This window comes from Rhodoferax ferrireducens T118 (assembly GCF_000013605.1).
In the GTDB taxonomy this organism is placed as follows: Bacteria; Pseudomonadota; Gammaproteobacteria; order Burkholderiales; family Burkholderiaceae_C; genus Rhodoferax; species Rhodoferax ferrireducens.
In genome coordinates this window covers 3,742,228-3,766,591 of the sequence record NC_007908.1, presented here as the reverse complement: position 1 = coordinate 3,766,591, position 24,364 = coordinate 3,742,228, and the positions used below count along the sequence as shown (strand labels likewise).

Genomic DNA, 24,364 nt, shown 5'->3' with positions numbered 1-24,364 from the left:
CTTTCAAATGTCTGCCCAACCCATTCTCCACACGCTGCACCCCGTCAACCCCGCCACGGCCGAGGGTGCGCAAAAGGAGATTCTCGACAAGGCCGTCAAGCAAGTCGGCTTCCTGCCCAATATGTACGCCAACATGGCCAACACCCCGGCCGTGCTGAGCACCTATCTTCATGGGTATGCCTTGTTCCGCTCCGAGTCGGGCCTGAAACCGGCCGAGCAGGAAGTCGTGTTCCTGGCCGTGAGCCAGGTCAATGGCTGCAACTACTGCACCGCGGCGCACAGCATGATGGCCGACAAGAAGTCCGGTGTGCCCGCCGATGTCCTGCAGGCCATTCGTGCCCATCAACCGATCCCGAGCGCCCGGTTCGCCGCCTTGTATGCCTTGACCGCAGAGATGGTCAGCACGCAGGGCCGTCCCGGTGCCGCGACCGTGAAGGCGTTCCTGGATGCCGGTTTCCAGGAAAAGGATGTGCTCTACATCGTGCTGGCGATCGCCGTCAAGACCCTGAGCAACTACACCAACCATGCACTTGCCACACCAGTGGATGAGGTGTTCTCGGCCTATCGGGTGGATTGACACTGCCAACGCAGGCCAGGCGGTCGACTCGCGTCTGCGGACCGAGCGGCTGGCCCAATAATAGAGTCCTCTAGACTGTGGAGCCATTTCATAAACCCCGCGACAGTCAAGCACCTGAAAGCCGACCATGGCCCAGCACACCAGCACCGTTATCTGGCAGCGTGACAACGCAGCCTTTGTTGACCACCGCTACAGCCGCCGCCACGCCTGGCACTTTGATGGTGGTGCCGTCGTGCCGGCCTCATCGTCGCCCCATGTAGTGCCCCTGCCATTTTCGGACCCGGCCGGTGTGGACCCCGAAGAGGCTTTTGTCGCCTCGCTGTCGAGTTGCCACATGCTCTGGTTTCTGGACATCGCCGCCCGCGCCGGCTGGGTGGTGGACAGCTACCGCGACGAGGCCGTGGGTCTGATGGCGCGCAATGCGCAAGGCCAGTTGGCCATGACCTGCGTCACGCTGCGACCGGCGGTGCAGTTTGCACAAGGGCGCAGCCCCACGCGGGAGGAACTGCAGGACTTGCACCACCGTGCGCACGCGTCCTGCTATATCGCCAACTCCGTCAAGACCGACGTGCGGTGTGAACCGATTTTTGAAACACCAACCAGGGCCCTGCCATGACCTACCTGCCGCCTCACTTTGAAGAGACCGATGCCGCCACGCTGCATGCGCTGGTGGGCGCCTATCCGCTGGCCACCTGGGTGGTGTCGCACCAGGGGGAGTTGCTGGTCAACCATATCCCGTTTCTGCTGGACGCCCAGCGCGGTGAACACGGCACGCTGGTCGGGCATGTGGCGCGCGCCAACCCGGTGTGGCAGGCGCTGGGCGAGGGCGCCTCGTCGGTGGCCGTGTTCACCGGGGCGCAAGCCTATGTGTCGCCCAGTTGGTATCCTGGCAAACTTGTCCACGGCAAGGCGGTGCCGACCTGGAACTACGCCACGGTTCATGCCCACGGTGTGCCGCAGGCGTTTGACGATCGGGTCCGGCTGTTGGACCTGGTCACCCGCCTGACCCAGGTGCACGAGGCCAGTCAGGCCCAGCCCTGGCAGGTGCTTGATGCGCCCGCCGATTACATCGACAGCATGCTCAAGGCCATCGTCGGCATCGAGATTCCGGTGCAGCGCTGGGTCGGCAAATGGAAGGTCAGCCAAAACCGCCCAGTCGCGGACAGACAAGGTGTTGTTGCCGGACTGAGCGCACAAGGCACCGCGGCAGCGCTGCAGATGGCGGCCCTGGTGCAACAAAAGACCAGGCCATGAGCACAGCGCGAATCTGCGCGCCCACGACGGCGGACGCGCAGGTGGTCTGAAAAGCCGCCGTCGAGCTCAATAACCCATCGCCAGGCCACTGTTGCGGCGCGGATCGTTGGCGCCGTAGAAGCGGTTGTTACCCACCGGTTTGCCGCCCAGTGAAGGTGCGCCAATCAGCAGGGCGGCCATGTGGTTGGCCGGTTGCGGGGCCCCCAGCTTGTGGCCGGCAGCCTCCAGCAACTTGCGTGTATCGGGCGAGATCGCAAAGTTTTCGACGTTGGTCAGATCCGGCAGCCATTGCTGATGAAAGCGTGGTGCATCGACCGCTTCCTGCACGTTCATGCCGTAGTCGACCACGTTCAGGATGGTGTGCAAAACCACCGTGATGATGCGGCTGCCGCCCGGTGTCCCCAACACCATCACGGGCTGCTTGTCCTTGCTCACAATCGTCGGGCTCATGGACGACAGCGGGCGTTTGCCCGGGGCAATGGCGTTGGCCTCGCCCTGAACCAAGCCGTACAGGTTGGGCACGCCCAGCTTGGAGGTGAAGTCGTCCATTTCATCGTTCAGCAGCACGCCGGTGCCTGCCGCGGTCATCTTGGCGCCGAACCAATCGTTCAGGGTGTAGGTGACGGCGACCGCATTGCCCCATTGGTCGGCGATCGAATAATGGGTGGTGTTGCTGCCTTCATGCGGCTCGACCCCGGGCTTGAGGTCCTTCGAGACACCGGCCTTGTTGGGGTCGATCACCGCGCGGATCTGCGCCGCATAGGCCTTGTCGGTCAGGCGTGCGATCGGGTTCTTCACAAAATCCGGGTCGCCCAGGTAGCTGTTGCGGTCCACGTAGGCATGGCGCATTGCTTCAATCTGGTAGTGCACCGCCTGGGCCGAGCGAAAGCCCAGGTCTTTCAGCGGGTAGCCCTCCAGGATATTGAGCATCTCACAGATGACCACGCCGCCAGAACTGGGCGGTGGCGCCGAGATCACATGGTAGCCACGGTAGTCGCATTCGATCGGCGCCATCTCGCGCACACTGTATTGGTCCAGGTCGGCCTGGGTCAAGATGCCGCCGCCACTCTGGCTGGACTTGACGATCGCCGCCGCCACTGGTCCCTTGTAGAAACCATCGGTGCCGCGCTGGCTGATCGCCTTGAGGGTTTTGGCGAGGTCCTTCTGCACCAGCTTCTGACCGACCTGGAAGGCTTGCCCCTTGTTGAGGAAGATGGCCGCCGAGGCCGGGTCCTTGCTGAAATCAGCCGTGGCGGTATGGAAGATGTCGATGTCGCCCTGGTTCAGGGCAAAGCCCTTTTCCGCCAGTGTGATGGCGGGCTTGAGCAGTTCGGCGCGCTTCATGGTGCCGTATTTCGTGCGGGCATATTCCATGCCCGACACGCTGCCCGGCACGCCGACGGCCAGATGACCATACGTGCTCAGGCCCTTGATCACGTTGCCGTCCTTGTCGAGGTACATGTTGGCGCTGGCGGCAAGCGGCGCCTTCTCACGGAAGTCCAGAAAAGTCTTGCGACCATCGGCCAGTTGCACCGTCATGAAACCGCCGCCGCCCAGATTGCCGGCCGCCGGGTACACGACGGCCAGGGCGTAGCCCACGGCCACCGCCGCATCGACCGCGTTGCCGCCGCGCCGCAGTACGTCGACGCCGACCTTGGTGGCCAGTTGCTGGGCTGAGACCACCATGCCGTGTTCAGCGGCAACCGGGGCCACGGAGGCGGCCTGCAAGCCGCTGTGCGCAGCCAGCAGGATGCCGGTCACCAACAGCGATGTCTGCAGTTTGGAGGCGAAGTGCAAGTTCTTCATGATTGGAGGCTCCCGTGAGGGGGGTTAATGAATGGTGTACGGACTGTCTGCTTGTGGACCGGTTGGATGCGCGCGACCACAGGCCTGCATCCTACAAAAAATTGCCGAACATGGGTATATAAATCGTGCATAAGGACATAGCGACTCTCCGGCATGCGGGTCTCGCGGAAAGCAAGAATCTGCGCGGCTGCTGAGGTCTGTTTTGACGCCAACGTGGCGTGGCGTTGAGTGCGATTCTGCAGGGGGAGGTTATAAGGCGTTTTAGGCTGCTAGCCCCCGTGAAATAAGCGCAAGCAGCTGCATATTTAATAGCAATTTCAAAACACGAAACTAATCCGTTGGTTAAGTTGTCGAATATATTTGACAGTAGCTATGCGGTTCACTAAGATTTCACCATGTCTGCAATTCTCGAACTCAGCTCAGCCGTGCGTACCCGTCGCGCGGACATGGGGCTCACTCAAACAACCCTGGCCAAGCTCACTGGGCTGTCGCGCGCAACCGTCAACCAGGTTGAAAACGGCACCATCCGCGATCTGAGCCTGACGCGGGCGGCCAAGCTACTGGGCATTTTGGGTTTGTCGGTGACCGTTACCGCACCGCGCCCGAAGAGCCACTCGCACCAAACGGCCAAGAGTTCGGCACTGGACATCGCCGCGCGCACGGCCAGCGTGAGCTACCGGGTCTCAATCAACGCCGATCAGTTGCGCGAGGTTTTCACCACAGGCAGCGTGCCCACCGATTTCTTGCCACACATCTACACCTTGCTGGAGGAAGCCCCCGTTTCGCTGTTGGCGTCCATAGTGGAAGAATTGCATCTGAAGCTTGGCGTCGAGCGCACGCTGGTCTGGAAGAAGATGCGCGAGTTAGCCCGTCGACTCAAGAGCAGCCGAGACCTGTGGCTATGAGCACGCTCGACCTCAACCGGCCCGGCGTGTGGACCGAACTTTTTCCGCACGCACTCAAGCTGATGGCGCATTTGGAGCGTCAAACAAGCCATCCCCTGTGGACTTTTGGGGGTGGCACGGTACTGATGCTGCGCATTGGACATCGTCAAAGCAAAGACATCGACCTCTTCGTGCCCGACCCGCAATACCTCGGCTTTGTTAATCCCCGACTGAGTGATGAAGCGGAGCAAGTCAGCGCCGACTATGCGGAAAACGCGGAGTTCATCAAGCTATTTTTGCCGGCCGGTGAAATCGACATCGTTGTCGGGACCGCACTGACAGATCAACCTTTCGAGGTCGCAAGGCATGCCGGACGTGACATCAAGTTCGAAACCTCCGCCGAAATCATTGCCAAGAAGATGTGGCACCGTGGCAACCAGGCGAAGGCCAGGGACCTTTACGATCTGTGCGCGGTTGCTGTTGCTGAACCGGAAGCGATTGAACTTGCCGCCCCGTTTCTGGGCAAACACGGCGCCGCGTTCTTGCAGCGGCTGCACGAGCGTGCCGAATTCGTGGAGGCGGAATTTGATGCCATTGACACCATCGGATTCCAGCGCCCATTCGCGCAGTGTCTGGCCCAAGCGCACAGCATCATCGAGCCCATCCTGGCCAATGGAGTCCATAACTCCCGCGACATCATCTGATCCAATTCGCGACGCACTGCGTCACGAATTGAGCTTGACGCGCTACCGGCGCCTGCCGCGGCTGGATAACGAAGGAGTCAAAGTGTTAGCAGTTAATTGTGTCGGTATTCGGTGTTTTAGGGCTCTAGCCCTTATGGAATAAGCGCAAGCAGCTATATGTTTTGTAGCAAAATAACGCCAACACAAGCGAAGGCCCACTTGGCCAAGAGAAGATACCAACCGACAAGAGGACCAATCCATCGAACATTGCGCCATCACCCCCACCGCAGTCCTGCAGGCCGACGGTCTGTGCTTCCGTTACCCGCAGCGCGCGCTGTTCACTGACTGGTCGGCCCGCATTCCGCCCGGAGTCACCTTGGTGCGCGGCGGCGATGGCAGTGGCAAGACCACGCTGCTGCGCTTGTTGGCGGGGGATTTGCCAGCCCATGCCGGACACCTGCAGGTCAACGACGTCCGCCTGGCCGACTTGTCCGTCAGTTACCGGCAGCAGGTGTTCTGGGCCGACCCGCGCTCAAGCGCCTTGGATCAGATCACACCGGTCGACTACTTCACATCGCTGCACCGCAACCATCCCGGGTTTGACGAACAGCTATTGGGCGAGCTGATCAAAGGCTTGTCGCTGGCACCGCACCTGGACAAGCCTCTTTACATGCTGTCCACCGGGTCGAAACGCAAAGTCTGGCTGGCAGCCGCCTTCGCATCGGGTGCCGCCGTCACGCTGCTGGACGAGCCCTTTGCCGCGCTCGACAAGGCATCGATTGTCTTTGTGATGGAACTCCTGGAAGACGCGGCGCGCCACCCTGCACGCGCCTGGGTGCTAGCCCACTACGAGGCACCGGGCGACGTGCCACTGGCGCAGATCATTGATTTGGGAGACTGAGGGCGGCTCATCCGCGGTCGCTTTGGTTCACAGTGACAAGCTGTTGCACCATCAAGACCATTTACTCCAGAAAGCCCAGCCGCCGCGTGATGATCAATGCCTGGATCAAAAGCGGGCACTGCATCGGCGTGTCCAACCTGCGCCGAGGCTTCAAGCTGCCGCGCTGGCAGTTCGAGCCCAGATTCGCTCCCCAGCGAGATCGAAGCTGAGAACTGGGAATTGGGAATTGGTCTTCATTGCTTAAGGTTTATAGGCTGTCAAGTCGCCTGCTTGGTTGTCAGTGGTGGTTCTCCAGTCATTTTTTCGATCATTTATTGGGGTAATGACATTCGCTTTCGCACACAATTTTTACGTAGCTTGGCATCCGCGGATCAGAAAATCTATATGTTCCTTTCGCTACGCGATGCAAAATGCGCGCGTGGTTGTCGCTAACGAGCTTCTTGAAAAGATTGTTCAACGCGCCCTGGGTTATGTGGTGCGTGCTTATGTTTTCAATCTTTGCTCTTAGATCGGCTGCAGAAAAATTCTCACTACCAAACCGAGATGCGGCGTCTACAACGACCCGGAACATTCCGGTGGTAGCCGAAGACGTCGCTGTTTCAAACTGCGCACGCAATGTTTGTTCAGCCTCTAGAGCAGCCGACTTTAGTGCTGATGGCAAATGATGGATTCGTATAAATTTTCTGTTTTCGCGGAGGGCATCTTCGACGCACTTAAGTGCACATAGGTGCGTAAAGTATGGGTAACCACCTGACAGTTGCGCAATACGCTTCACCACTTCCCGATCAAAATCCATAGCGGGTTTGATTCGAACTGCGCCAGTTTTAACAATTTGCTGAATTTCAGCATCGGCCATGAGATCAAGCTTGGTTTCAACGGCGCAGCGCCCGATCGATGGATGCCCAGCAGTAAGTGTCGAAGACAATTCAGCAACTCCGACAAGCATAATCTTAAACTTGGAATGACCATCACTGAGGAGCTTCACAATCTCTGCAAGTTGGTATTTAACTTGGTCATCTTCGATGGCGTCAGTCTCGTCGATGATCAGCAGGCCACAGTCAAGGTTTGCTAGGATTAATTCTGCAATGGTTGACGGGGTGACATTTTTAAACGCTGCCCCATGCTTTTGAGTGTTTGTTCGCTTGGCACCGATATCCGCTTTAATGAACCCAGCGTGTATTCCGGCACCACCTCCTGACTCACTAGTTTGAGTTGACTCGATTAGCTCAAGGTCCATGCCGCACTTCTGCAATAGCTTGCCGAAGATTGAGATCAACGTCTCTTTTGATGAACATCTTTTCGAGTCAATGTACACATTACCTTTTTCGCGCATTGAGAGTTCAACAAGTGTTAGAACAATCATGGCAATTGAAGTTTTTCCGACGCCTCGATCACCAAAAAGAATAGGAAATGCACCGGGAGTGTGTATTTGATTGATAAGTTGCTTTAGTGCCGCGGAACGTCCAAACAAGAGCTCTTGGATCTTTACCGGGGCATGCGGCGTAAAAACTTTTCGTACGCCCGATCTTTCGATCCGTTCGTTCTGCGCTAATCCGAAAGGGTCGTTCATTGATCAATCCAGTCTGGTTTTTTGGAACTAAGTCTTAAATCTAATCCGGCTAGGCCACCCAATTTGCGTTTGAGAATGCAAAACTGAACAGCATTACCCCCCCGTTCATGTAATACGGGGGCCCATAACTACAAGAGAGCATATTAGCCGCTTTATCTTGAGTTTCCGGCATCCAAATTCGGGGGATCAAACCCCCGCAACGCGCCTTTGCAAGCATAAGGGGCCAGATTTGTGTCGAATTGGCTCGCCAATCCGGGCTCGTACCAGCGATAAACGTCAGCCCTGACAATCCTAAAACGCCCACCGCTCCTGGCATACGCCACACGGCGTATTCCCACAACCCCCGTGCTTCCCTAAAGTCACCCCATCGTTAAGCAAAGCTTGTTTCAAACCCAGGCCCAGCGCAGCGAAATGGTTTCTTTTTTATCAACCGGAGAAGCACACATGCAACGTCGTTTCACTCTCAAGGCACTCACCGCTGCCGTCGCCCTCACCACCCTCTCAAGCCTGCCAGCTTTTGCCGCCGACACCATCAAGGTCGGCGTTTTGCACAGCCTCTCGGGCACCATGGCCATTTCGGAAACCGTGTTGAAAGACACCGTGCTGATGGCGATTGACGAGATCAACGCCAAGGGGGGCGTGCTGGGCAAGAAGCTGGAGCCCGTGGTGGTGGACCCCGCCTCCAACTGGCCCCTGTTTGCCGAAAAAACCAAGCAGTTGCTGGGGCAAGACAAGGTCGCCGTCATCTTCGGTTGCTGGACTTCGGTGTCACGCAAATCGGTGTTGCCGGTGCTGGAAGAAATGAACGGCCTGCTGTTCTACCCCGTGCAGTACGAGGGTGAAGAGCTGTCCAAAAACGTGTTCTACACCGGTGCCGCGCCCAACCAGCAGGCCATTCCTGCGGTGGACTATTTGATGAGCAAGGATGGCGGCGCGGCCAAGCGTTGGGTCTTGCTGGGCACCGACTATGTCTACCCCCGCACCACCAACAAGATTTTGCGCGCCTACCTGAAATCCAAGGGCGTGAAAGACACCGACATCGACGAAAAGTACACGCCGTTTGGCCACTCCGATTACCAGACCATCGTGGCTGACATTAAGAAGTTCTCCGCTGGTGGCAAGACCGCCGTGGTGTCCACCATCAACGGTGACTCCAACGTGCCGTTCTACAAAGAACTCGGCAACGCGGGCCTGAAGGCCAAAGACGTGCCGGTGGTTGCGTTCAGCGTGGGTGAAGAAGAGCTGCGCGGTGTTGACACGAAACCGCTGGTGGGCCACCTGGCGGCCTGGAACTACTTCATGTCGATCAAGAATCCGACCAACACCGAGTTCATCAAGAAGTGGACTGCGTATGCCAAGGCCAAGAACCTGCCCGGCGCTGACAAGCCTTTGACCAACGACCCGATGGAAGCCACTTACATCGGCATCAACATGTGGAAGCAGGCGGTTGAAAAAGCCAAGTCCACCGATGTCGACAAGGTCATCGCCGCCATGGCGGGCCAGACCTTCAAGGCGCCGAGCGGCATCGTGAGCAAGATGGATGAGAAGAACCACCACCTGCACAAGTCGGTGTTCATTGGCGAGGTCAAGGCCGACGGCCAGTTCAACGTGGTCTGGAAGACCCCCGGCCCGGTCAAAGCCAAGCCATGGTCGCCCTACATCGAAGGCAATGCGGGCAAGCCGGATGAGCCGGTGAAGAAGTAAGTCAAAAAAAGGTCTTGACGCTGTCACACAGCCCGAGGTGAGGATTTGCGGCCTGACCTCGGGCTCTTCATGTGAACAAACACAACCTACTGAGAGACTCTGTCAATGCTTGGCCATTTGATCCGATTGACGGCATGCGCTATATTTTTAATAGCTTGTAACGCACATTCCATAACGGCTGACGAGGCAAAAGCCATTGCATCCGGTGAAGCCGACGCGCGCATCGAGGTCCTGAACAAAGCGGTGGCAACGGCGGACGACAAAACGGCGGCCTTTCTGCAGGCCCTGTCAGACGACGCGGTCAAAGTGGCCGCTGACGCAGTGCTCGTCATCAAAGACGGCAAGGGCTATGACCCGGTGAGCGGTGCTGAAGTGCCTGTGCCCGACGTGTTTGAGGACGTGATGAACAACAACCGCATGCGCGGCGAGCTGGACTCCGCTCTGGCCGCGCTCAAGCTGTTTTCCAAAGACGAGAAGACCCGCATCGCCGCCATCAAGCAGTTGCAGAGCGATGCGGACGAAAGCAAATTGCCGCTGATCGAAAAGGCTTTTGCAGCCGAGCAAAACGCGCAGATCAAGGAGCAACTTGGGCTGGTGCGTGCGGCAGCCTTGCTCAACAGTGCCGACAAAGCCAAGCGCCTGGAAGCCGCCAAGCTGCTGAGCTCCAGCACGCAGGCCAACACCAAAACCGTGTTGCTGGCGCGCCTGGCGCAAGAGACCGAACCGGATGTCAAGTCGGCCTTGCAGAGCACACTGCGCCAAGTCGAGGCTTCATTGGCCTGGGGCGACAGGCTGGGTGCCATCTTCAGCGGCATCAGCCTGGGCAGCATCTTGCTGCTGGTGGCGCTCGGCCTGGCGATCACCTACGGCTTGATGGGTGTCATCAACATGGCGCATGGCGAGCTGATGATGATTGGCGCTTACGCCACCTACGTGGTGCAAGCCTTGTTTCAAAAATACCTGCCCGGCGCTTTTGACTGGTATCTGTTGGCCTCGGTGCCGGTGGCCTTTCTGGCCTCGGCGCTGATGGGGGCGGCGCTGGAACGCAGCGTGATCCGCTTCTTGTATGGCCGCCCGCTGGAAACCCTGCTGGCCACCTGGGGCATCAGTTTGATGTTGCAGCAGCTGGTGCGCAGCTTTTTCGGCGCGCAAAACGTGGGGGTGGAAAACCCGTCGTGGATGAGCGGCGGCGTGCAGGTGCTGGGCAACTTGTCGCTGCCCTTCAATCGGCTGGTGATCGTCGGCTTTGCGGTCTTTGTGTTGTTGGCGGTGGCGTGGTTGATCGGCAGAACGCGGCTGGGTCTGTTCGTGCGCGGCGTGACGCAAAACCGGCCCATTGCCGCCTGCATGGGCGTGAACACGGCGCGGATTGACACCTACGCCTTTGCACTGGGTTCCGGCATTGCCGGCTTGGCCGGTTGTGCGCTAAGCCAGGTCGGCAATGTGGGGCCGGACCTGGGGCAAGGCTACATCGTGGACTCGTTCATGGTGGTGGTGCTGGGCGGCGTGGGCCAGCTGGCCGGCACCGTGTATGCCGCCATGGGCCTGGGGATTTTGAACAAGTTTCTGGAGGGCTGGACCGGCGCCGTGCTGGCCAAGATTGCGGTGCTGGTGTTCATCATCATCTTCATCCAGAAACGTCCGCAAGGCATCTTTGCCATGAAGGGCCGCTCGGCAGAGGCTTGAGATCATGACGACGACATCTATCCAACTTCCCGCGCCCTTGCTAACCCGCACTGGCTGGTCCGCCTTCATCGTCGCCTTGATCGTGGTCTGCGCCGTGGCGCCCGCGCTCAATCTGCTGGTGCCCAAAGACAGCCTGTTTCACCTGAGCGACTATGCCGTGGCCCTGGTGGGCAAGATCATGTGCTACGCCATCTGCGCGCTGGCCATGGACCTGATCTGGGGCTACACCGGAATCCTGAGCCTGGGCCACGGCGTGTTCTTCGCGCTGGGGGGCTACGCCATGGGCATGTACCTGATGCGCCAGATTGGTCTTGAGGGCAACTACAAAAGTAATCTGCCCGACTTCATGGTGTTCCTGGACTGGAAGACGCTGCCCTGGCACTGGACTTTCAGCGACAGCTTTATCGCCACGCTGTTCCTGGTGCTGGCGGTGCCGGGGCTGGTGGCGTTTGTGTTCGGCTACTTTGCCTTTCGCTCGCGCATCAAGGGTGTGTACTTTTCCATCATCACCCAGGCCATGACCTTTGCCGCCATGCTGCTGTTCTTTCGCAACGAGACCGGCTTTGGTGGCAACAATGGCTTCACCGACTTCAAGCGGATTCTGGGCATTCCGATTGCCACGCCGGGCATGCGCATGCTGCTCTTTGTGCTGACGGGCGTGATCTTGCTGGGTTTCTTTCTGCTGGCGCGCTGGCTGGTGGCCGCCAAGTTTGGCCGCGTGCTGCAGGCGGTGCGCGATGCCGAGACGCGCGTCATGTTCTCGGGCTACTCGCCCCTGGGCTACAAGCTCACCATCTGGACCATCTCGGCCATGATGTGCGGCGTGGCCGGCGCCCTGTATGTGCCGCAAGTGGGCATCATCAACCCGAGCGAGATGAGCCCGGCCAATTCGATCGAGATTGCGATCTGGGCCGCAGTCGGTGGCCGCGCTTCGCTGATTGGCCCGATCGTCGGCGCCTTTATCGTCAACGGTGCCAAGAGCTGGCTGACGGTGGCCTACCCCGAGTTCTGGCTGTACTTTTTGGGCGCCTTGTTTATTGGTGTGACGCTGTTCTTGCCGGATGGCGTGGTGGGCCTGATCAGAAAGCTGAAGGGGAACAAAGCATGACGCCTGATCTGCTGGAGGAGGGCGCCCGCCGGGCCAGGGCGCACGCACTGAAGACCGGGCACGGCAAGACCGAATCCGGTGGCCGCGCCGCCGGCTTCTCGCGCCTTGCCACGCCGGGTGAAGTGGATGTGACCCACGGCCGCATCCTCTACCTGGAAGACGTGAGTGTGAGTTTTGACGGCTTCAAGGCCATCAACAAGCTTTCGCTCGACATTGCGCCGGGCGAGTTGCGCTGCATCATCGGGCCGAACGGCGCGGGCAAGACCACGATGATGGACATCATCACCGGCAAAACGCGGCCTGACGAGGGCCGGGTTTACTTCGGCAGCACGATTGATTTGCTGCGCTACACCGAGCCTGAGATTGCACAGTTGGGCATCGGGCGCAAGTTCCAGAAGCCCACGGTGTTTGAGCAACTCACGGTGTTCGAGAACCTGGAGCTGGCCCTCAAGACCGACAAGGCGGTGACCGCCTCTCTGTTCTTCCGCCTGGACTCCACGCAGTCAGATCGCCTGCTTGAGGTCCTGCACACCATTCACCTGACCGGCAACGCGAGCGCCCAGGCGGGCACTTTGAGCCACGGCCAAAAACAGTGGCTGGAGATTGGCATGCTGCTGATGCAAGACCCCAAGCTGCTGCTGCTCGATGAGCCGGTGGCCGGCATGACGGACATTGAGGCCGAGCGCACCGCCGAGCTGTTTTTGAGCCTCAAAGGCAAGCACTCGCTGATGGTGGTGGAGCACGACATGAGCTTCATCAACACCATCTCCGACATCGTCACCGTGCTCTGCGAGGGCGCGGTGCTGGCGCAGGGCACGCTGGCGCAGGTGCAGGCGGATGAGCGGGTGATCGAAGTCTATTTGGGCAGATGAGCATGCTGAACGTCAAAAACATCAACCAATACTACGGCGGCTCGCACATCCTGCGTGATGTGAGCCTGCAAGCCACGCGCGGACAAGTCACCGTCATTCTGGGCCGCAACGGGGTCGGCAAGACCACGCTGCTCAAGAGTCTGATGGGCCTGGTGGCTATCAAGACCGGCAGCATCGAGTTGGATGGCCAACCGATTCACAGCGCCACACCCTACGAGCGCGCCCGCGCCGGTATCGGTTTCGTGCCGCAGGGGCGAGAAATCTTTGCACGGCTCACGGTGGAAGAAAACCTGCGCATGGGTCTGGCCTACAAACCCGCCAACACGCCGATTCCACCCGAGCTGTTTGACCTGTTCCCGGTGCTCAAGCAGATGTTGCAGCGCCGCGGCGGCGATTTGTCAGGCGGGCAGCAGCAGCAACTGGCCATTGCCCGGGCGCTGGCGGCCAGCCCGAAGCTGCTGATTCTGGACGAACCGACCGAAGGCATCCAGCCCAGCATCATCAAGGACATCGGGCGCGTGATCCGCATGCTGGCGGACCGGGGCGACATGGCGATCGTGCTGGTGGAGCAGTACTACGACTTTGCCCAGGCGCTGGCCGATGACTATGTGGTGATGGAGCGCGGCGCCGTGCTGGCCCGGGGCAAAGGCCCGAATATGGAAATTGACGGCGTGCGGCAGTTGGTTGCCATTTAAGCGCCTGCGGCGGCCAGTTAGGATCACGCCATGACTTGGCACGCCACGCTCTCTCTTGACTACCGCTTGGAGTCTGAACGCAGCGTGCTGCGTCACGTCCATGATGGTCCGTTGCGGGTGCTGAAAAGCCTGTACCCGCAAGGTGATGGCACTTGCCACAATGTGCTGGTTCACCCACCTGGCGGGCTGGTGGGGGGCGACACACTGGACATTCAAATCGCGGTTGGCGCTGGCGCGCACGCGCTCATCACCACACCGGGCGCCACGCGGTTTTACCGCTCATCCGGTGAGCCTGCCGTGCAGCGAACCCGGTTGCGCCTGGAGGCGCTTGCGCGCATGGAATGGCTGCCGCTGGAAGCGATTTTGTACAGCGGTTGCCAGGCAGAAAACCATTTGAGTTTTGAACTCGCGCCCGGCGCCGAGTTAATCGCCTGGGATGTGACGGCGCTGGGACTGCCGCATGCGGGCCTCCCCTTTGTACGCGGGCGTTTTTGCCAGCACATTGAGCTGCCTGGCGTCTGGCTGGAACGGGGTGTTATTGATGCAGCGGACACGCGCCTGCTTGGCAGTCCGCTGGGCCTGGCTGGGCAGCGTTGCATGGCGTCCCTCTTTTTTGTCACCGGGAGTGCGCTTGAGCGTCCCCGCCGCGACTTGGCGCTCGATGGCGCGCGGCAGATCTTGCAGGCGCACGCGCTTCAATCCAGCGCCGGTGTGACCTGTCCGAACCCTCGGGTTGTGGTGCTGCGTGTCCTGGCGCCGCAAGTGGAGATGGCGATGGACTTGCTCAAAAAAGTCTGGGCAGTCTGGCGCCAGGTGTTGTGGAATCAAGCAGCGGTGCAACCCAGAATTTGGGCCATGTGAACGCCGCAGACCGCAATGCAAGGACTGAAGGCGGCTAGTTCAGCCCCAAAAACGCCATCACGGCAGGCAGTTGCTGGTCAAAGTCAGTGATGCCGTGGTCGCTGCCTTCAAGCAGGCGGAGCTGGGCCCCCGCGTAGCGGGCATGAGACTCGCGCCAATCCAGCAGTTCATCTCCCTTGGCAATGACGGCCAGATAACGTTCAGGTCGCGTCAGGGACGCGCATGCCAGGTCACGCAACTCCTGCACAAACTCAGGCTGGAAGAAGAAGCGCTCTTGGGGATCTTGCCAGCAGGTCTGCTCACCAATGTATTTTTCCAGGTCACGTGCCGGGTTGACCGCCGGGTTCAGCAGCACGGCCTTGCAGCCGGTTTGCTCTGCCACCCAGGTGGCATAAAAGCCGCCCAGCGAGGAGCCCACCACCGCCATCGATTCGCGCGGCCAGTCGGCGCTGCCTTGCAGCAGCAGGGCCATGGCTTCACGCGGTGAAGGCGGTAACTGCGGGCACCACCAGTGCACGTCGGGCTGGTGGCTGGCCATGTGCTGCGCCAGGATGCGGGCTTTTGCCGATTGTGGTGAGGAGCGAAAGCCGTGCAGGTAAAGCAGGTGGGTGACGGGTGTGGGCTGGGGCGTGGACATGAACCGGATGATAGAGGCGAAAAAAAGCCCCGCGGGCCGGGTGGCGCGCGGGGCACTCAAAAAATGCTGCAAAGGTTCGAGAACTTTGCAGCGGGAGAGCTCGGCTAGTTGCCAGTCAAGGCCAACCAGGCGCAGCTACCTCCCACGTTCAACGGCGTTGCGCCACGAAGCTGCCAGTCGTCGGCGTGGATGTCGGATCGCTGTAAGTGCCGCTGCCGGTACCCGCCAGGAAATTGAAGTTGCCGCTGGCGGTGCTGCTGACGTTGTCGGTGAAAGTGAACGCACCGGTGGATGGATTCGTGAACGTCGCCGAGCACGCGAAGAACGACAAGGTCGTGGGGTCCTGGCATGCAACGCTGCCGTTGGCGTTGATGAAAACGGTCATGCCACCCGTCGTTTGCGCCGGGTCACGAATGTCCCAGGTGCCTTGGTAGGACGCGGCTGTCAGGGTCAACGGCACTGACGGATCGTCGTCGATCGTCAAGCCCAGTTGTGTCAGCAGTGCGGTGGCAGCAACGGTGTTCAGGCGGGCGCTGTTGCTCACGACAGGCTTGTTCTGATAGCCCGAATAGACCTTGCCGGCGCGCTCCACAAACACTTTTGTGAAGGTCAACGGCGATGCCTGTGTCGGCGCGTTGTTGAGCGTCAGCACCCGGGCGTCGCCCAAAGTTGCAATGGTGTACGAGCCGGTGCCGATCACCGTGCAGTTGCGCGTCGAACCGTTGTTGAAGCGCTCTTTGCACGCGTAGTAAGTGACCGGGTTGGTGCCGGTGCCCTTGAAGGCCGCGCGCAGTTTGGTGTTGCCGCTGTAGAAACCAGGTGCGGTGCCGGTACCGACCGGTGCCGTGCCGAGGGTGCCGATGCCCACGGTGCTGTTGCCCCATGCCTCATCGCTGGTGTCGGGGCTGGTGTACAGGATTGAGTTGTAGGTGAATTTGCCCTGAGTGAAGACGCACGGCGTGCCCGTCATGGCGCCGATCAAGCCTTCCAGGGTGGTGCTGTTGGCGCCGTTGGTGGTCTTGAATTCGGTCGAGTTACAGCCCACCCCGGCTGCCTGCGTGCTGGCCGTACCCCCGGCCGAGACTGCCGAGCTGTACTGCGTCACCAGGCTGCTGCTGCCCGGGTAGTAAGCAAACGCCGTGGTCAGCGGGGTCCCGGTTTGATAAAACAACGACGAGCCGGTCGGGAAGGTGGCCGTTCCCAGCAAGGTGGGGTCCGCAATCCGCAGGTTGGTGTAGCCCGCCGCGCGTGCCTGGGCGTAGACATCCTTCATGGCCTTGCCGGCAATGTCGAATGTGGCGCGATTGGTCTTGCCGGTCTCATAGCTGTCGCAGTAGTTGTACGTGCTGTTGCCCAGCGCGTCGCGTACGCCCGAGGTGTTCTCAAAATTGAGGGGGCAGTTGGTCCAGGCGCTGCCGTTCCAGTGCAGGTCCGCTTGACGCCATGGATCGCCGCCGGCGCCCCACTTGGCCAGGGTGCTAGCGTTGCTGCGATAGCGCCGTTCGACGTACTTGACGTTGTTGTTGGCGTCCGGCGTATTTTGGAGCAGTGAGCCACTGAACACGCGGGCGAAGACATTCGACGCATCGATGAAGTTGAAGTTAACCAGGCTGAATCCCGCCGCGGCAGGGGCCGATGCGACGGGCGTGGTTGACGAGGTCTGGGTATTGATGGCCACGACCGTGGCCATCGAGGCTGGTGTCAAGCCCGAATTGGTCACGAGCGTTTGAGCCGCTGCCAGCAATGCCGCCTCTTTGTCCGCGGGCGTGCTTGCGGCCTGCACCGCGGGGTCGCTCATGGCGCTCACCAGCGCGGGCAACAGTTCCAGCAGTTTCTTCTGGATGGCCTTGTCGATATCGGCTTGCGTGATGGTGGCGCCATCGACCGTCGTCGAACCCAGCACCGTGCCGCCGATGGCCGTGGCCTGCTGCTGGGTGGTCACCACCACCATGCGCGCCACCGTGGCGGCGCTGATGCTGCCGTCGGTCGGTGCCGCCACTTTCGTGAAGTCCTGAAACAGCGAAACGGTAATACCGGTGGCGGCTTGCACCGCCGCGGCCGCATCAGCGGTGCTGGCACCGGTGCTGGCAACCGTCTGTTGCACCAGTGTGGTCAGCGGGCTCACCACGCCGACACTGTCTGCCGGAGCCGACATGGTGAAGGGCACGGGCACGGCGCCGGTGTCGGCGTCAATCGCGTCGGTACCGACGACGGCAATGACCGGGTACTTGCCGGCATCGGCCAGGTCCACCGTGAGCGTGACCTTGCCGGTGGCATCCGTCTTGGCGAAAGGTTCGCCGCTGTCGCAGACCCCGTTGCTGTTTTTGTCCAGGCAGACGGTTGCGTTTTTGATGGGCCCGTCGACCACGGTGACGGGCACGTCGGTGGTGGTGGCCGCAGGGATGATTGGCGCCGGCGTACTGGTGCCGCCACCGCCGCCGCCACAGCCGTAAATCGTCAACAGGCCGGCGCTGGTGATACCAAGCGCAAGTCGTTTAAGCGTAATGTTCATAAAAACCTCTTGAAGTGTTTGGGAAGCAGGCGATTCAGAAACGGGTTCTGAATTTCTTGATCTGCGTCATGGATGTTATCGAGCGGATGGTGCCGGGCAATCCCATATCCATGGGATGAACCGGCATGGTCAAGGCAGACAGCTACCGCTATGCTCGCGGTAGATTTGACAACAGCAAGGCAAAGCAAGTGTGGCGTGTACTGGTGGTTGAGGATGATCCGCAGACGCGGGATTTTTTTTCGGGCAGCGTGTCGCGCTGCGCCGAACTGCTGCTGGCTGCCAGCGTGGGCACGGTGGCCGAGGCCAAGGCCTGGCTGGATGACAGCGCGAACACGGTCGATGTGCTGCTCACCGATCTGGGCCTGCCCGATGGCAGCGGGCTGGAGGTGATCCGCCATGCGACGCGGCTGAACCCCGCCTGTGAGCCGCTGGTGATCTCGATGTTTGGTGATGAAGACAACGTGCTGGCCAGCATCGAGGCCGGCGCGCTGGGCTACATCCACAAGGATTCGACGCCCGACGACATTGCGCAGACGATTTTGGACATGCGGGCCGGCGCCTCTCCCATTTCTCCCATGATCGCGCGCCGCGTGCTGTCCAAGTACCAGTCTGATCGTCGAGAGAACAATAGGGTGCTAGCCCCCGTCCTATCATCGTCTATAGCTATAAAAAGCGAAGCGACTGAGGACGGTGAGGCGAAGTCGCAGCGCGGCCTGCTGTCGCCACGCGAACAGGAAGTTCTGGCCTTGATCGCCCGCGGCTTTTCGTATACGGAAATTGCCCGTTTGCAGGGCTTGAGTGTTCACACCGTGCAGACGCATATCAAGAACCTGTATGGAAAATTGTCCGTGCACTCCAAAAGCGAGGCGGTGTTTGAAGCCACGCGCATGGGTTTGCTGTCGCCGCATGACTGAACCGGGGCATGGGAGCGGGCGTTTGATGCGGCGCATAAAGCTTCGCTAAGATGCGCTGCTCCATGACGCATTGCTGCCTTTTAAAACGTTTGCTTCTTTGCTGTTGCGCGCTGGTGCTTGCCGGTCTGGCCTTGTCGGCGCAGGCCCTGACGCTGGAGTTGCGCCAGGCGCAGGCGCTGGTGACGGTGCAGGGTCAGACCACGCGCGAGACGGTCAGCCTGCCCTACCATTGGGACCGCCATCACGTGGGTTTGGCCGGCGAGGCGACTTTTGAGCTGCCGTTCGAGCTGGCAGAGGTGCCGACGGTGCCCTTCGGCCTGTACCTGCCCCGGCTCGGCAATGCCTATGAAATCTGGCTCAACGGCATCCTGCTGCAGCAAAACGGCGACTTGCTGCATGACAACGGCCCGGACTTTGCCAAGGCGCCGCGCCATATCTTGATTTCGCCCGGCCTGCTGCGCACCCACAACCTTTTTCGTGTGCAGATCCGGGCCGATGTGGGCCGCCGTGGCGGTCTGGCCCCGCTGACCCTGGGGCCGGACGAGGAGGTCTATCCGCTCTACCTGCACGACTACCGCTGGCGCAGCACGGGCTCGTTCATCGTGGTCATCGTCAGCCTGCTGATCGGTCTGGCGGCGTTCGTCTTGTGGGCGACCCAGGTCGATGCCGCCGGGCCGGGACGTCCCCGGCGCGACCCGCTGTACCTGTACGCGGGTGTGGCCGAATTGTGCTGGACGGTCGCCGTCAGCGACGCCATCATCGAACACCCACCTTTTCTCTGGCCGTGGTGGGGCATGGTGGTACTGGCGGCGTCGACGGTGTGGGTGGGCAGCATGATATTGTTTTGCGCCGAGGTGGCCGGCTGGAGCCGTCTGCGGGCAGTCGGCTGGCTGCGCTGCTGGCTGGCGGTGTTGTTGATGGCGAGTTTTGCCGCTGGCACGACCTCGCTGGTGTATGGCTATCCGCTCGCGATGACGCTTTTGTACGCGGCCTTGGGACTCACCTCTCTGATCTTCGTCGCGACGTTCATCTGGAAGGCGGCGCGCGGTGCCTCGCTGCCGCACAAGATCGTGGCGGCCGCGGTGTTGTGGAACACGCTGGTGGGCTTGCGCGACCTGTATGTTTTTCGCATTAGCCAGGTCTACGGCGGCAACACCTTGCTGCGGTACAGCTCGGTGCTGTTCGGCCTGGCGCTGCTCTACATCGTGATCATGCGCTTTCGCGTGGCCAGCGCGCAGGCGCGCGACCTCAACGCCAATCTGGCGGCGCGCGTGGCGCAAAAGGAGCAGGAGCTGGCGCAGAGCTACCGGCGCGTGGAGCAGCTCGCCCGCGAGCAGGAGCGTGCCGCCGAACGCACGCGTATTTTGCGTGACATGCACGATGGCGTGGGCGCCCACATCAGCACGGCCATCCGCCAGATGGAATCCGGACAGGCCAGCCATGCGGAGGTGCTGCAGACGCTACGCGACTCGCTGGACCAGCTCAAGCTGTCGATTGACGCGATGAACCTCTCGCCGGGTGACATCACGGCCTTGCTGGCCAACCTGCGCTACCGGCTGGAGCCGCGCTTTAAAGCGTCCGACATCGAGCTGCAATGGGATGTGGACCTGATTTTGCCGCTGGCCCGGCTCGATCACGCGGCCATGCGACAGCTGCAGTACATGGTTTTTGAGTCGCTATCCAATGTGCTGCAGCATGCGCACGCCACTCGGTTGCGCATCGAGTTGCGCAGCACAGCGCAGGGTGGCGCGCAGTTGCGGGTGATTGACAACGGCTGCGGCTTCGAGCCCGAGCGCGTGAAGCGCCGGGGCCTGAGCTCGCTGCGCGAGCGGGCCGCCGCCATCGCCGCGAGCCTGCTGATCACCAGCGTTCCGGGAAATACCGTGGTGGAAATCGAGCTGAATTGATCAGTCGCGGGATAATCCACGCATGGCGCAACAATTTGGAAAAATTCACCCCTGGCGGCGCATCACGCCCTGGTTTCGCGGCTTTGACGGCCCGCTGGCATTTGCCGTGTTCATGCTCGCCTGTGCCGGCTTGCTGACGATGTACTCCTCGGGCTACGACCACGGCACGCGCTTTGAGGACCATGGCCGCAATATGTTGCTGGCGGGCTTCATCATGTTTGTGGTGGCGCAGATTCCGACGCAGCGGCTGATGGCGCTGGCGTTGCCGCTGTATGTGCTGGGGGTCACCCTGCTGATTGCGGTGGCCATCTTTGGTGTCACCAAAAAAGGCGCCCGGCGCTGGCTTGATGTGGGCATCACCATCCAGCCCAGCGAAATTCTCAAGATCGCCGTGCCTTTGACGCTCGCCTGGTGGTTCCAGAAACGCGAAGGGCAGTTGCGTCCGCTGGACTTTGCGGTGGCGGGGGTGCTGCTGGCGCTGCCGATCGGCCTGATCGTCAGGCAGCCGGACTTGGGGACCGCCATCCTGGTGTTGTCGGCGGGCATGTCGGTCATTTTTTTCGCCGGTCTGTCCTGGAAGTGGATTCTGCCGCCCGTGCTGCTGGGTCTGGTGGGGGTGGCGCTGGTCGTGGGCTTTGAGCCGCAGCTGTGTGCCGACGGGGTGCGCTGGCCGGTGCTGCACGACTACCAGCAGCAGCGCATCTGCACCCTGCTGGACCCGTCGCGCGACCCGCTGGGCAAGGGCTTTCACATCATCCAGGGCATGATTGCGATTGGCTCGGGCGGCTTCTGGGGCAAAGGTTTTATGCAGGGCACGCAAACGCATCTTGAATTTATCCCCGAGCGCACCACCGACTTCATCTTTGCTTCATTTTCTGAAGAATTCGGGCTGATTGGCAATTTGCTGCTGATTACCGGCTTTGTGTTCTTGATCCTGCGCGGCCTGGTCATTGCCCTGGAAGCACCCACGCTGTTTTCCCGCTTGCTGGCGGGCAGCCTCACGCTGATCGTCTTTACCTACGCCTTTGTCAACATGGGCATGGTGAGCGGCATTGTGCCGGTGGTGGGGGTGCCGCTGCCCTTTATCAGCTACGGCGGCACGGCCATGGTCACGCTGGGCATGGCGCTGGGGATATTGATGTCAATTGCCAAGTCCAAGCGGCTGGTGCAGTCGTAACGCCAGTTCCGTCCTCAACGGATCGATATCAACTGTGCGCACGCAGAAAAGCCACCAGTTCTTCTGGTGGTTGGGGTCTGCAAAAGAAATACCCCTGCACCTCGTCGCAGCCTTGCGCGCGTAACAACGTCAATTGCGCCTGGGTTTCAACCCCCTCGGCGATGGTGTTCATGCCCAGGCTGTGGGCCATGCTGATGATGGCATTGACGATGGCCAGATCTTCCGGGTCGTCGGTGATGTCGCGTACAAACGACTGGTCGATCTTGAGCTGGTGGGCGTGAAAACGCTTGAGGTAGCTCAGCGACGAGTAGCCGGTGCCAAAGTCATCGATTGAAATCTTCACGCCCTGCTGGTGCATGTGCTCCATGACCGCAATGGCGCCCAGCGGGTCATGCAGTGCCACCCCTTCGGTCAACTCCAGTTCAAGAAATTGGGGCGGCAGTTGCGCCTCGGCCAGTATTCTGGCCACCAGTTCGGGCAGATCGGGGTGACGAAACTGCACGGCGGAGAGGTTGACCGACATCGTCATCGGCGCCAGGCCCAGATCCCGCCATTGTTTGGCTTGCTGGGCAGCGGTGCGCAGCACCCATTCACCGATGCCTTGAATCTGACCGCTGGCTTCGGCAATCGCAATGAATTCGGCCGGTGCGACCTGCCCCAGTTCCGGATGCTGCCAGCGCAGCAGCGCCTCGACGCCGACGATTCTGTTCGTGCTGAGCGACAACTGGGGCTGGTAGTGCAGGCGCAACTGATCGCGCTCCAGTGCGCGGCGCAAGGCGTTTTCAATCTGGAGTGCGCGGTCGGTCGTGAGCTGCATTTCGGTCGTGTAAAACTGGTAGCCGTTGCGTCCGCTTTGTTTGGCGCGGTACATGGCGATGTCGGCGCGTCTGGACAGTGTCTCCAGATCGTCGCCGTCCCGCGGGTACTGGGCAATGCCCATGGAGGGCGTCACCGTCAGTTCGTGCGGCCCGATCTGCACGGGCAGGCTGATGGTTTGCAGCAACTTCTGGGCGACGCGCGCCGCGCCCTTGGAGCCGGTGTCCGGCAGCAGCAGGATGAACTCATCACCCCCCAGGCGCGCCACCGTGTCTTGTTCGCGCACGACCGACTGCATCCGCGCCGCCAGTGCCACCAGCAGTTGGTCGCCCACCCCGTGCCCGAGCGTGTCATTGATGTTCTTGAAGTGGTCGAGGTCCAGGAACATCAAGGCCAGTGATTCCTGGCGTCGGTCGGCCTCGCTCAGGGCGTGGCGGATGCGGTCGTTGAGCAGGCTGCGATTGGGCAGGCTGGTCAACGCATCGAAATAGGCCAGTTTCTGGATGTCTTTCTCGGCTTGTTTGCGCTCGGTGATCTCGCGCGAGATCACGATGAAGCGCGGCTCTTGGCCCGCGCTGACCGCCTTGCGCGCCACTGAAAGCTCAAACCACCGGTCTTGCTCTGGCGATGCCAGTTCAAATTGCTGACCGTGGGCCAGACCGAGTTCATGCGCCTGCTTGAGGGCCTGCAGCACCACTTCGGCGGCCGCAGGGGGCAGCACCTCGGACACCGTCTTGCCAAGCAGGGCCTGCACCGGTGCGTCAAGCAGGTCGGCGGCGCGCGGCGAATGGCACAGCAGGTAACGTCCGTTCAAGTCCATCTCAAATAAGAGATCCGGTATGGCGTCCAGCGTGGCGCTGAGTTGGCGCTCTGACGCCTGGATTTCGGCAGTGCGTTCAGTCACCTGCTGCTCCAGATTGATCTTGTAGGCGCGTTGGCGCGTCAGGAGTTTGGCCAGATAGGCCAGCAGCCATGAAAACAACAGTCCGATAAAAGTCTTGCCGGCCAAACCTGCCCGGTCGCCCCAGCCCAGTCGCGGCGCCACACTGAGCGACCAGGCGCCGTTGGGTACTTCAAAACCTTGGATGACCGGCTCGATCAACGGCGCAGACTGTGATTCCGCGATGATCTGAGTCTGCCTTGTTTCGGGGTTGACGCGCCAAAGTTTGTAATCCAGCCCACGCTGAAGCAGGCTGGGCAAGTGGGCCGACTCCAGGGTCTGCGGAAAACGCATCACCACATTGGTGAAACCCCAGAACTCTGGCGTGCCCTGAGCGTTGTCGAGGTAGATCGGTAATCTGGCCACCAGGCCCAAGCCGCCTTGCCTGAGTTCAAGCGGACCGGCCAGCGTGAGTTGCCCGGTCGATCGCGCCCGCTGCGCTTCCTGCTGCATCACCGGGTCTTTCAGCAAATCCAGGCCAATTGCTTTTTCATTGCCGGCCAGCGGCACCGCGTTACGAATAACGCCGCCCGGGGCGAGAATCAGCACCGACACACCTGGGTAAAACGGCAGCATCCTGGCGGCCACGGCGTCGAAGTTATCCACTTGACCACGGCCTTGCTGGACCAGCGCGGCCATCGCGTAGATGGCGGAAAGGGCGCGATCCAGCTGTTCCCGGGCTGCTTTGGCATGGTCTTGTGCCAGCGTGTAAACCTCGGCGCGCGCATGCTCCCTGCGCTGGCGTTCCTGGTGCCAGATCAGACCGGCGCTGAGCACGGCCGCCAGCAAGAAGACGACCCCGGCCACCCGCATGGGCTGCGTCGGTTTGTGGTGCGAGGCCGGCGTCGTCAACATCAAGA

Annotated in this window: 20 protein-coding genes; 15 read left to right on the top strand and 5 right to left on the bottom strand. The window is 60.7% G+C overall.

All coding sequences use genetic code 11. The features are described 5' to 3' along the window. Window positions 1-7 precede the first annotated feature (7 nt). From RFER_RS17155 to RFER_RS17145, 3 genes are all read left to right on the top strand, one after another. Window positions 8-577: a carboxymuconolactone decarboxylase family protein gene (locus RFER_RS17155; RefSeq protein WP_011465661.1), complete on the top strand. Its 570-nt coding sequence runs from the start codon at window positions 8-10 to the stop codon at window positions 575-577. 127 nt (window positions 578-704) lie between these two features. After that, window positions 705-1,193, top strand: coding sequence for an OsmC family protein (locus RFER_RS17150; RefSeq protein ID WP_011465660.1), 489 nt, complete (start codon window positions 705-707; stop codon window positions 1,191-1,193). Continuing rightward, the gene (locus RFER_RS17145; RefSeq protein ID WP_011465659.1) at window positions 1,190-1,831 is read left to right on the top strand and encodes an FMN-binding negative transcriptional regulator; all 642 of its coding nucleotides are present in this window, start codon (window positions 1,190-1,192) and stop codon (window positions 1,829-1,831) included. The genes RFER_RS17150 and RFER_RS17145 overlap by 4 nt, the downstream gene beginning before the upstream one ends. Window positions 1,832-1,897: 66 nt before the next feature. Here the strand turns inward: RFER_RS17145 and ggt are convergent, their stop codons facing one another. Next, window positions 1,898-3,517 carry a gamma-glutamyltransferase gene (gene ggt / locus RFER_RS17140; protein WP_425057088.1) on the bottom strand — a complete coding sequence of 540 codons (1,620 nt, stop codon included), beginning with the start codon at window positions 3,515-3,517 and terminating at the stop codon, window positions 1,898-1,900. Window positions 3,518-4,032: 515 nt separating this feature from the next. Here ggt and RFER_RS17135 point away from each other — a divergent pair. The 3 genes from RFER_RS17135 (at window position 4,033) to RFER_RS17125 (ending at window position 6,105) form a co-directional block, all read left to right on the top strand. Beyond that, window positions 4,033-4,542 (top strand): helix-turn-helix transcriptional regulator, encoded by a 510-nt coding sequence (locus tag RFER_RS17135; protein WP_011465657.1) that lies wholly within the window; start codon window positions 4,033-4,035, stop codon window positions 4,540-4,542. Further along, window positions 4,539-5,225: a nucleotidyl transferase AbiEii/AbiGii toxin family protein gene (locus RFER_RS17130; protein WP_011465656.1), complete on the top strand. Its 687-nt coding sequence runs from the start codon at window positions 4,539-4,541 to the stop codon at window positions 5,223-5,225. The genes RFER_RS17135 and RFER_RS17130 overlap by 4 nt, the downstream gene beginning before the upstream one ends. Window positions 5,226-5,583: 358 nt before the next feature. Beyond that, window positions 5,584-6,105 carry an ABC transporter ATP-binding protein gene (locus RFER_RS17125; RefSeq protein ID WP_011465655.1) on the top strand — a complete coding sequence of 174 codons (522 nt, stop codon included), beginning with the start codon at window positions 5,584-5,586 and terminating at the stop codon, window positions 6,103-6,105. A gap of 307 nt (window positions 6,106-6,412) precedes the next feature. Here RFER_RS17125 and RFER_RS17120 read toward each other — a convergent pair whose 3' ends face one another. Continuing rightward, the gene (locus RFER_RS17120) at window positions 6,413-7,675 is read right to left on the bottom strand and encodes an ATP-binding protein (RefSeq protein ID WP_011465654.1); all 1,263 of its coding nucleotides are present in this window, start codon (window positions 7,673-7,675) and stop codon (window positions 6,413-6,415) included. Window positions 7,676-8,119: 444 nt separating this feature from the next. Between RFER_RS17120 and urtA the strand changes: the two genes are divergently transcribed. From urtA to RFER_RS17090, 6 genes are all read left to right on the top strand, one after another. Next, entirely contained in the window at window positions 8,120-9,379 is a 1,260-nt protein-coding gene (urtA, locus tag RFER_RS17115) for an urea ABC transporter substrate-binding protein (protein WP_011465653.1), read from the top strand. Window positions 9,380-9,484: 105 nt separating this feature from the next. Next, on the top strand, window positions 9,485-11,065 hold the full coding sequence (urtB, locus tag RFER_RS17110) for an urea ABC transporter permease subunit UrtB (RefSeq protein WP_011465652.1): 1,581 nt from the start codon (window positions 9,485-9,487) through the stop codon (window positions 11,063-11,065). A 4-nt stretch (window positions 11,066-11,069) separates the two neighbouring features. Further along, window positions 11,070-12,173 (top strand): urea ABC transporter permease subunit UrtC, encoded by a 1,104-nt coding sequence (gene urtC / locus RFER_RS17105; RefSeq protein WP_011465651.1) that lies wholly within the window; start codon window positions 11,070-11,072, stop codon window positions 12,171-12,173. Continuing rightward, complete coding sequence (gene urtD / locus RFER_RS17100) at window positions 12,170-13,045, top strand: urea ABC transporter ATP-binding protein UrtD (RefSeq protein WP_011465650.1); 876 nt, start codon at window positions 12,170-12,172, stop codon at window positions 13,043-13,045. The genes urtC and urtD overlap by 4 nt, the downstream gene beginning before the upstream one ends. 2 nt (window positions 13,046-13,047) lie before the next feature. Next, complete coding sequence (urtE, locus tag RFER_RS17095; RefSeq protein ID WP_041792709.1) at window positions 13,048-13,740, top strand: urea ABC transporter ATP-binding subunit UrtE; 693 nt, start codon at window positions 13,048-13,050, stop codon at window positions 13,738-13,740. Window positions 13,741-13,770: 30 nt separating this feature from the next. Next, window positions 13,771-14,601 carry an urease accessory protein UreD gene (locus tag RFER_RS17090; protein WP_011465648.1) on the top strand — a complete coding sequence of 277 codons (831 nt, stop codon included), beginning with the start codon at window positions 13,771-13,773 and terminating at the stop codon, window positions 14,599-14,601. Window positions 14,602-14,635: 34 nt separating this feature from the next. Here RFER_RS17090 and RFER_RS17085 read toward each other — a convergent pair whose 3' ends face one another. Then, on the bottom strand, window positions 14,636-15,238 hold the full coding sequence (locus RFER_RS17085; protein ID WP_011465647.1) for a YqiA/YcfP family alpha/beta fold hydrolase: 603 nt from the start codon (window positions 15,236-15,238) through the stop codon (window positions 14,636-14,638). A gap of 148 nt (window positions 15,239-15,386) precedes the next feature. Next, a complete protein-coding gene (locus tag RFER_RS23095; protein ID WP_011465646.1) occupies window positions 15,387-17,750 on the bottom strand; it encodes a hypothetical protein in 2,364 nt (787 codons plus the stop codon). A 125-nt stretch (window positions 17,751-17,875) separates the two neighbouring features. On the opposite strand from RFER_RS23095, the gene RFER_RS17075 reads away from it, so the two are divergent. The 3 genes from RFER_RS17075 (at window position 17,876) to rodA (ending at window position 21,748) form a co-directional block, all read left to right on the top strand. After that, window positions 17,876-18,664: a response regulator transcription factor gene (locus RFER_RS17075; protein WP_011465645.1), complete on the top strand. Its 789-nt coding sequence runs from the start codon at window positions 17,876-17,878 to the stop codon at window positions 18,662-18,664. A 113-nt stretch (window positions 18,665-18,777) separates the two neighbouring features. Continuing rightward, complete coding sequence (locus RFER_RS17070) at window positions 18,778-20,571, top strand: sensor histidine kinase (protein WP_049765685.1); 1,794 nt, start codon at window positions 18,778-18,780, stop codon at window positions 20,569-20,571. 22 nt (window positions 20,572-20,593) lie between these two features. Then, entirely contained in the window at window positions 20,594-21,748 is a 1,155-nt protein-coding gene (rodA, locus tag RFER_RS17065; RefSeq protein WP_011465643.1) for a rod shape-determining protein RodA, read from the top strand. A 28-nt stretch (window positions 21,749-21,776) separates the two neighbouring features. On the opposite strand, the gene RFER_RS17060 is transcribed toward rodA, so the two are convergent. Further along, a complete protein-coding gene (locus tag RFER_RS17060) occupies window positions 21,777-24,359 on the bottom strand; it encodes a bifunctional diguanylate cyclase/phosphodiesterase (protein ID WP_011465642.1) in 2,583 nt (860 codons plus the stop codon). Window positions 24,360-24,364 lie beyond the last annotated feature (5 nt).

Coding starts and splice junctions, on each gene's coding strand:
- RFER_RS17135 (WP_011465657.1), top strand. CDS start 4,033: ATGTCTGCAATTCTCGAACTCAGCTCAGCCGTGCGTACCCGTCGCGCG.
- RFER_RS17130 (WP_011465656.1), top strand. CDS start 4,539: ATGAGCACGCTCGACCTCAACCGGCCCGGCGTGTGGACCGAACTTTTT.
- RFER_RS17145 (WP_011465659.1), top strand. CDS start 1,190: ATGACCTACCTGCCGCCTCACTTTGAAGAGACCGATGCCGCCACGCTG.
- ggt (WP_425057088.1), bottom strand. CDS start 3,517: ATGGTGGTCTCAGCCCAGCAACTGGCCACCAAGGTCGGCGTCGACGTA.
- urtD (WP_011465650.1), top strand. CDS start 12,170: ATGACGCCTGATCTGCTGGAGGAGGGCGCCCGCCGGGCCAGGGCGCAC.
- RFER_RS17090 (WP_011465648.1), top strand. CDS start 13,771: ATGACTTGGCACGCCACGCTCTCTCTTGACTACCGCTTGGAGTCTGAA.
- RFER_RS17075 (WP_011465645.1), top strand. CDS start 17,876: ATGGTCAAGGCAGACAGCTACCGCTATGCTCGCGGTAGATTTGACAAC.
- RFER_RS17085 (WP_011465647.1), bottom strand. CDS start 15,238: ATGTCCACGCCCCAGCCCACACCCGTCACCCACCTGCTTTACCTGCAC.
- RFER_RS23095 (WP_011465646.1), bottom strand. CDS start 17,750: ATGAACATTACGCTTAAACGACTTGCGCTTGGTATCACCAGCGCCGGC.
- urtC (WP_011465651.1), top strand. CDS start 11,070: ATGACGACGACATCTATCCAACTTCCCGCGCCCTTGCTAACCCGCACT.
- RFER_RS17120 (WP_011465654.1), bottom strand. CDS start 7,675: ATGAACGACCCTTTCGGATTAGCGCAGAACGAACGGATCGAAAGATCG.
- RFER_RS17060 (WP_011465642.1), bottom strand. CDS start 24,359: ATGTTGACGACGCCGGCCTCGCACCACAAACCGACGCAGCCCATGCGG.
- rodA (WP_011465643.1), top strand. CDS start 20,594: ATGGCGCAACAATTTGGAAAAATTCACCCCTGGCGGCGCATCACGCCC.
- urtA (WP_011465653.1), top strand. CDS start 8,120: ATGCAACGTCGTTTCACTCTCAAGGCACTCACCGCTGCCGTCGCCCTC.
- RFER_RS17155 (WP_011465661.1), top strand. CDS start 8: ATGTCTGCCCAACCCATTCTCCACACGCTGCACCCCGTCAACCCCGCC.
- RFER_RS17150 (WP_011465660.1), top strand. CDS start 705: ATGGCCCAGCACACCAGCACCGTTATCTGGCAGCGTGACAACGCAGCC.
- urtB (WP_011465652.1), top strand. CDS start 9,485: ATGCTTGGCCATTTGATCCGATTGACGGCATGCGCTATATTTTTAATA.
- urtE (WP_041792709.1), top strand. CDS start 13,048: ATGCTGAACGTCAAAAACATCAACCAATACTACGGCGGCTCGCACATC.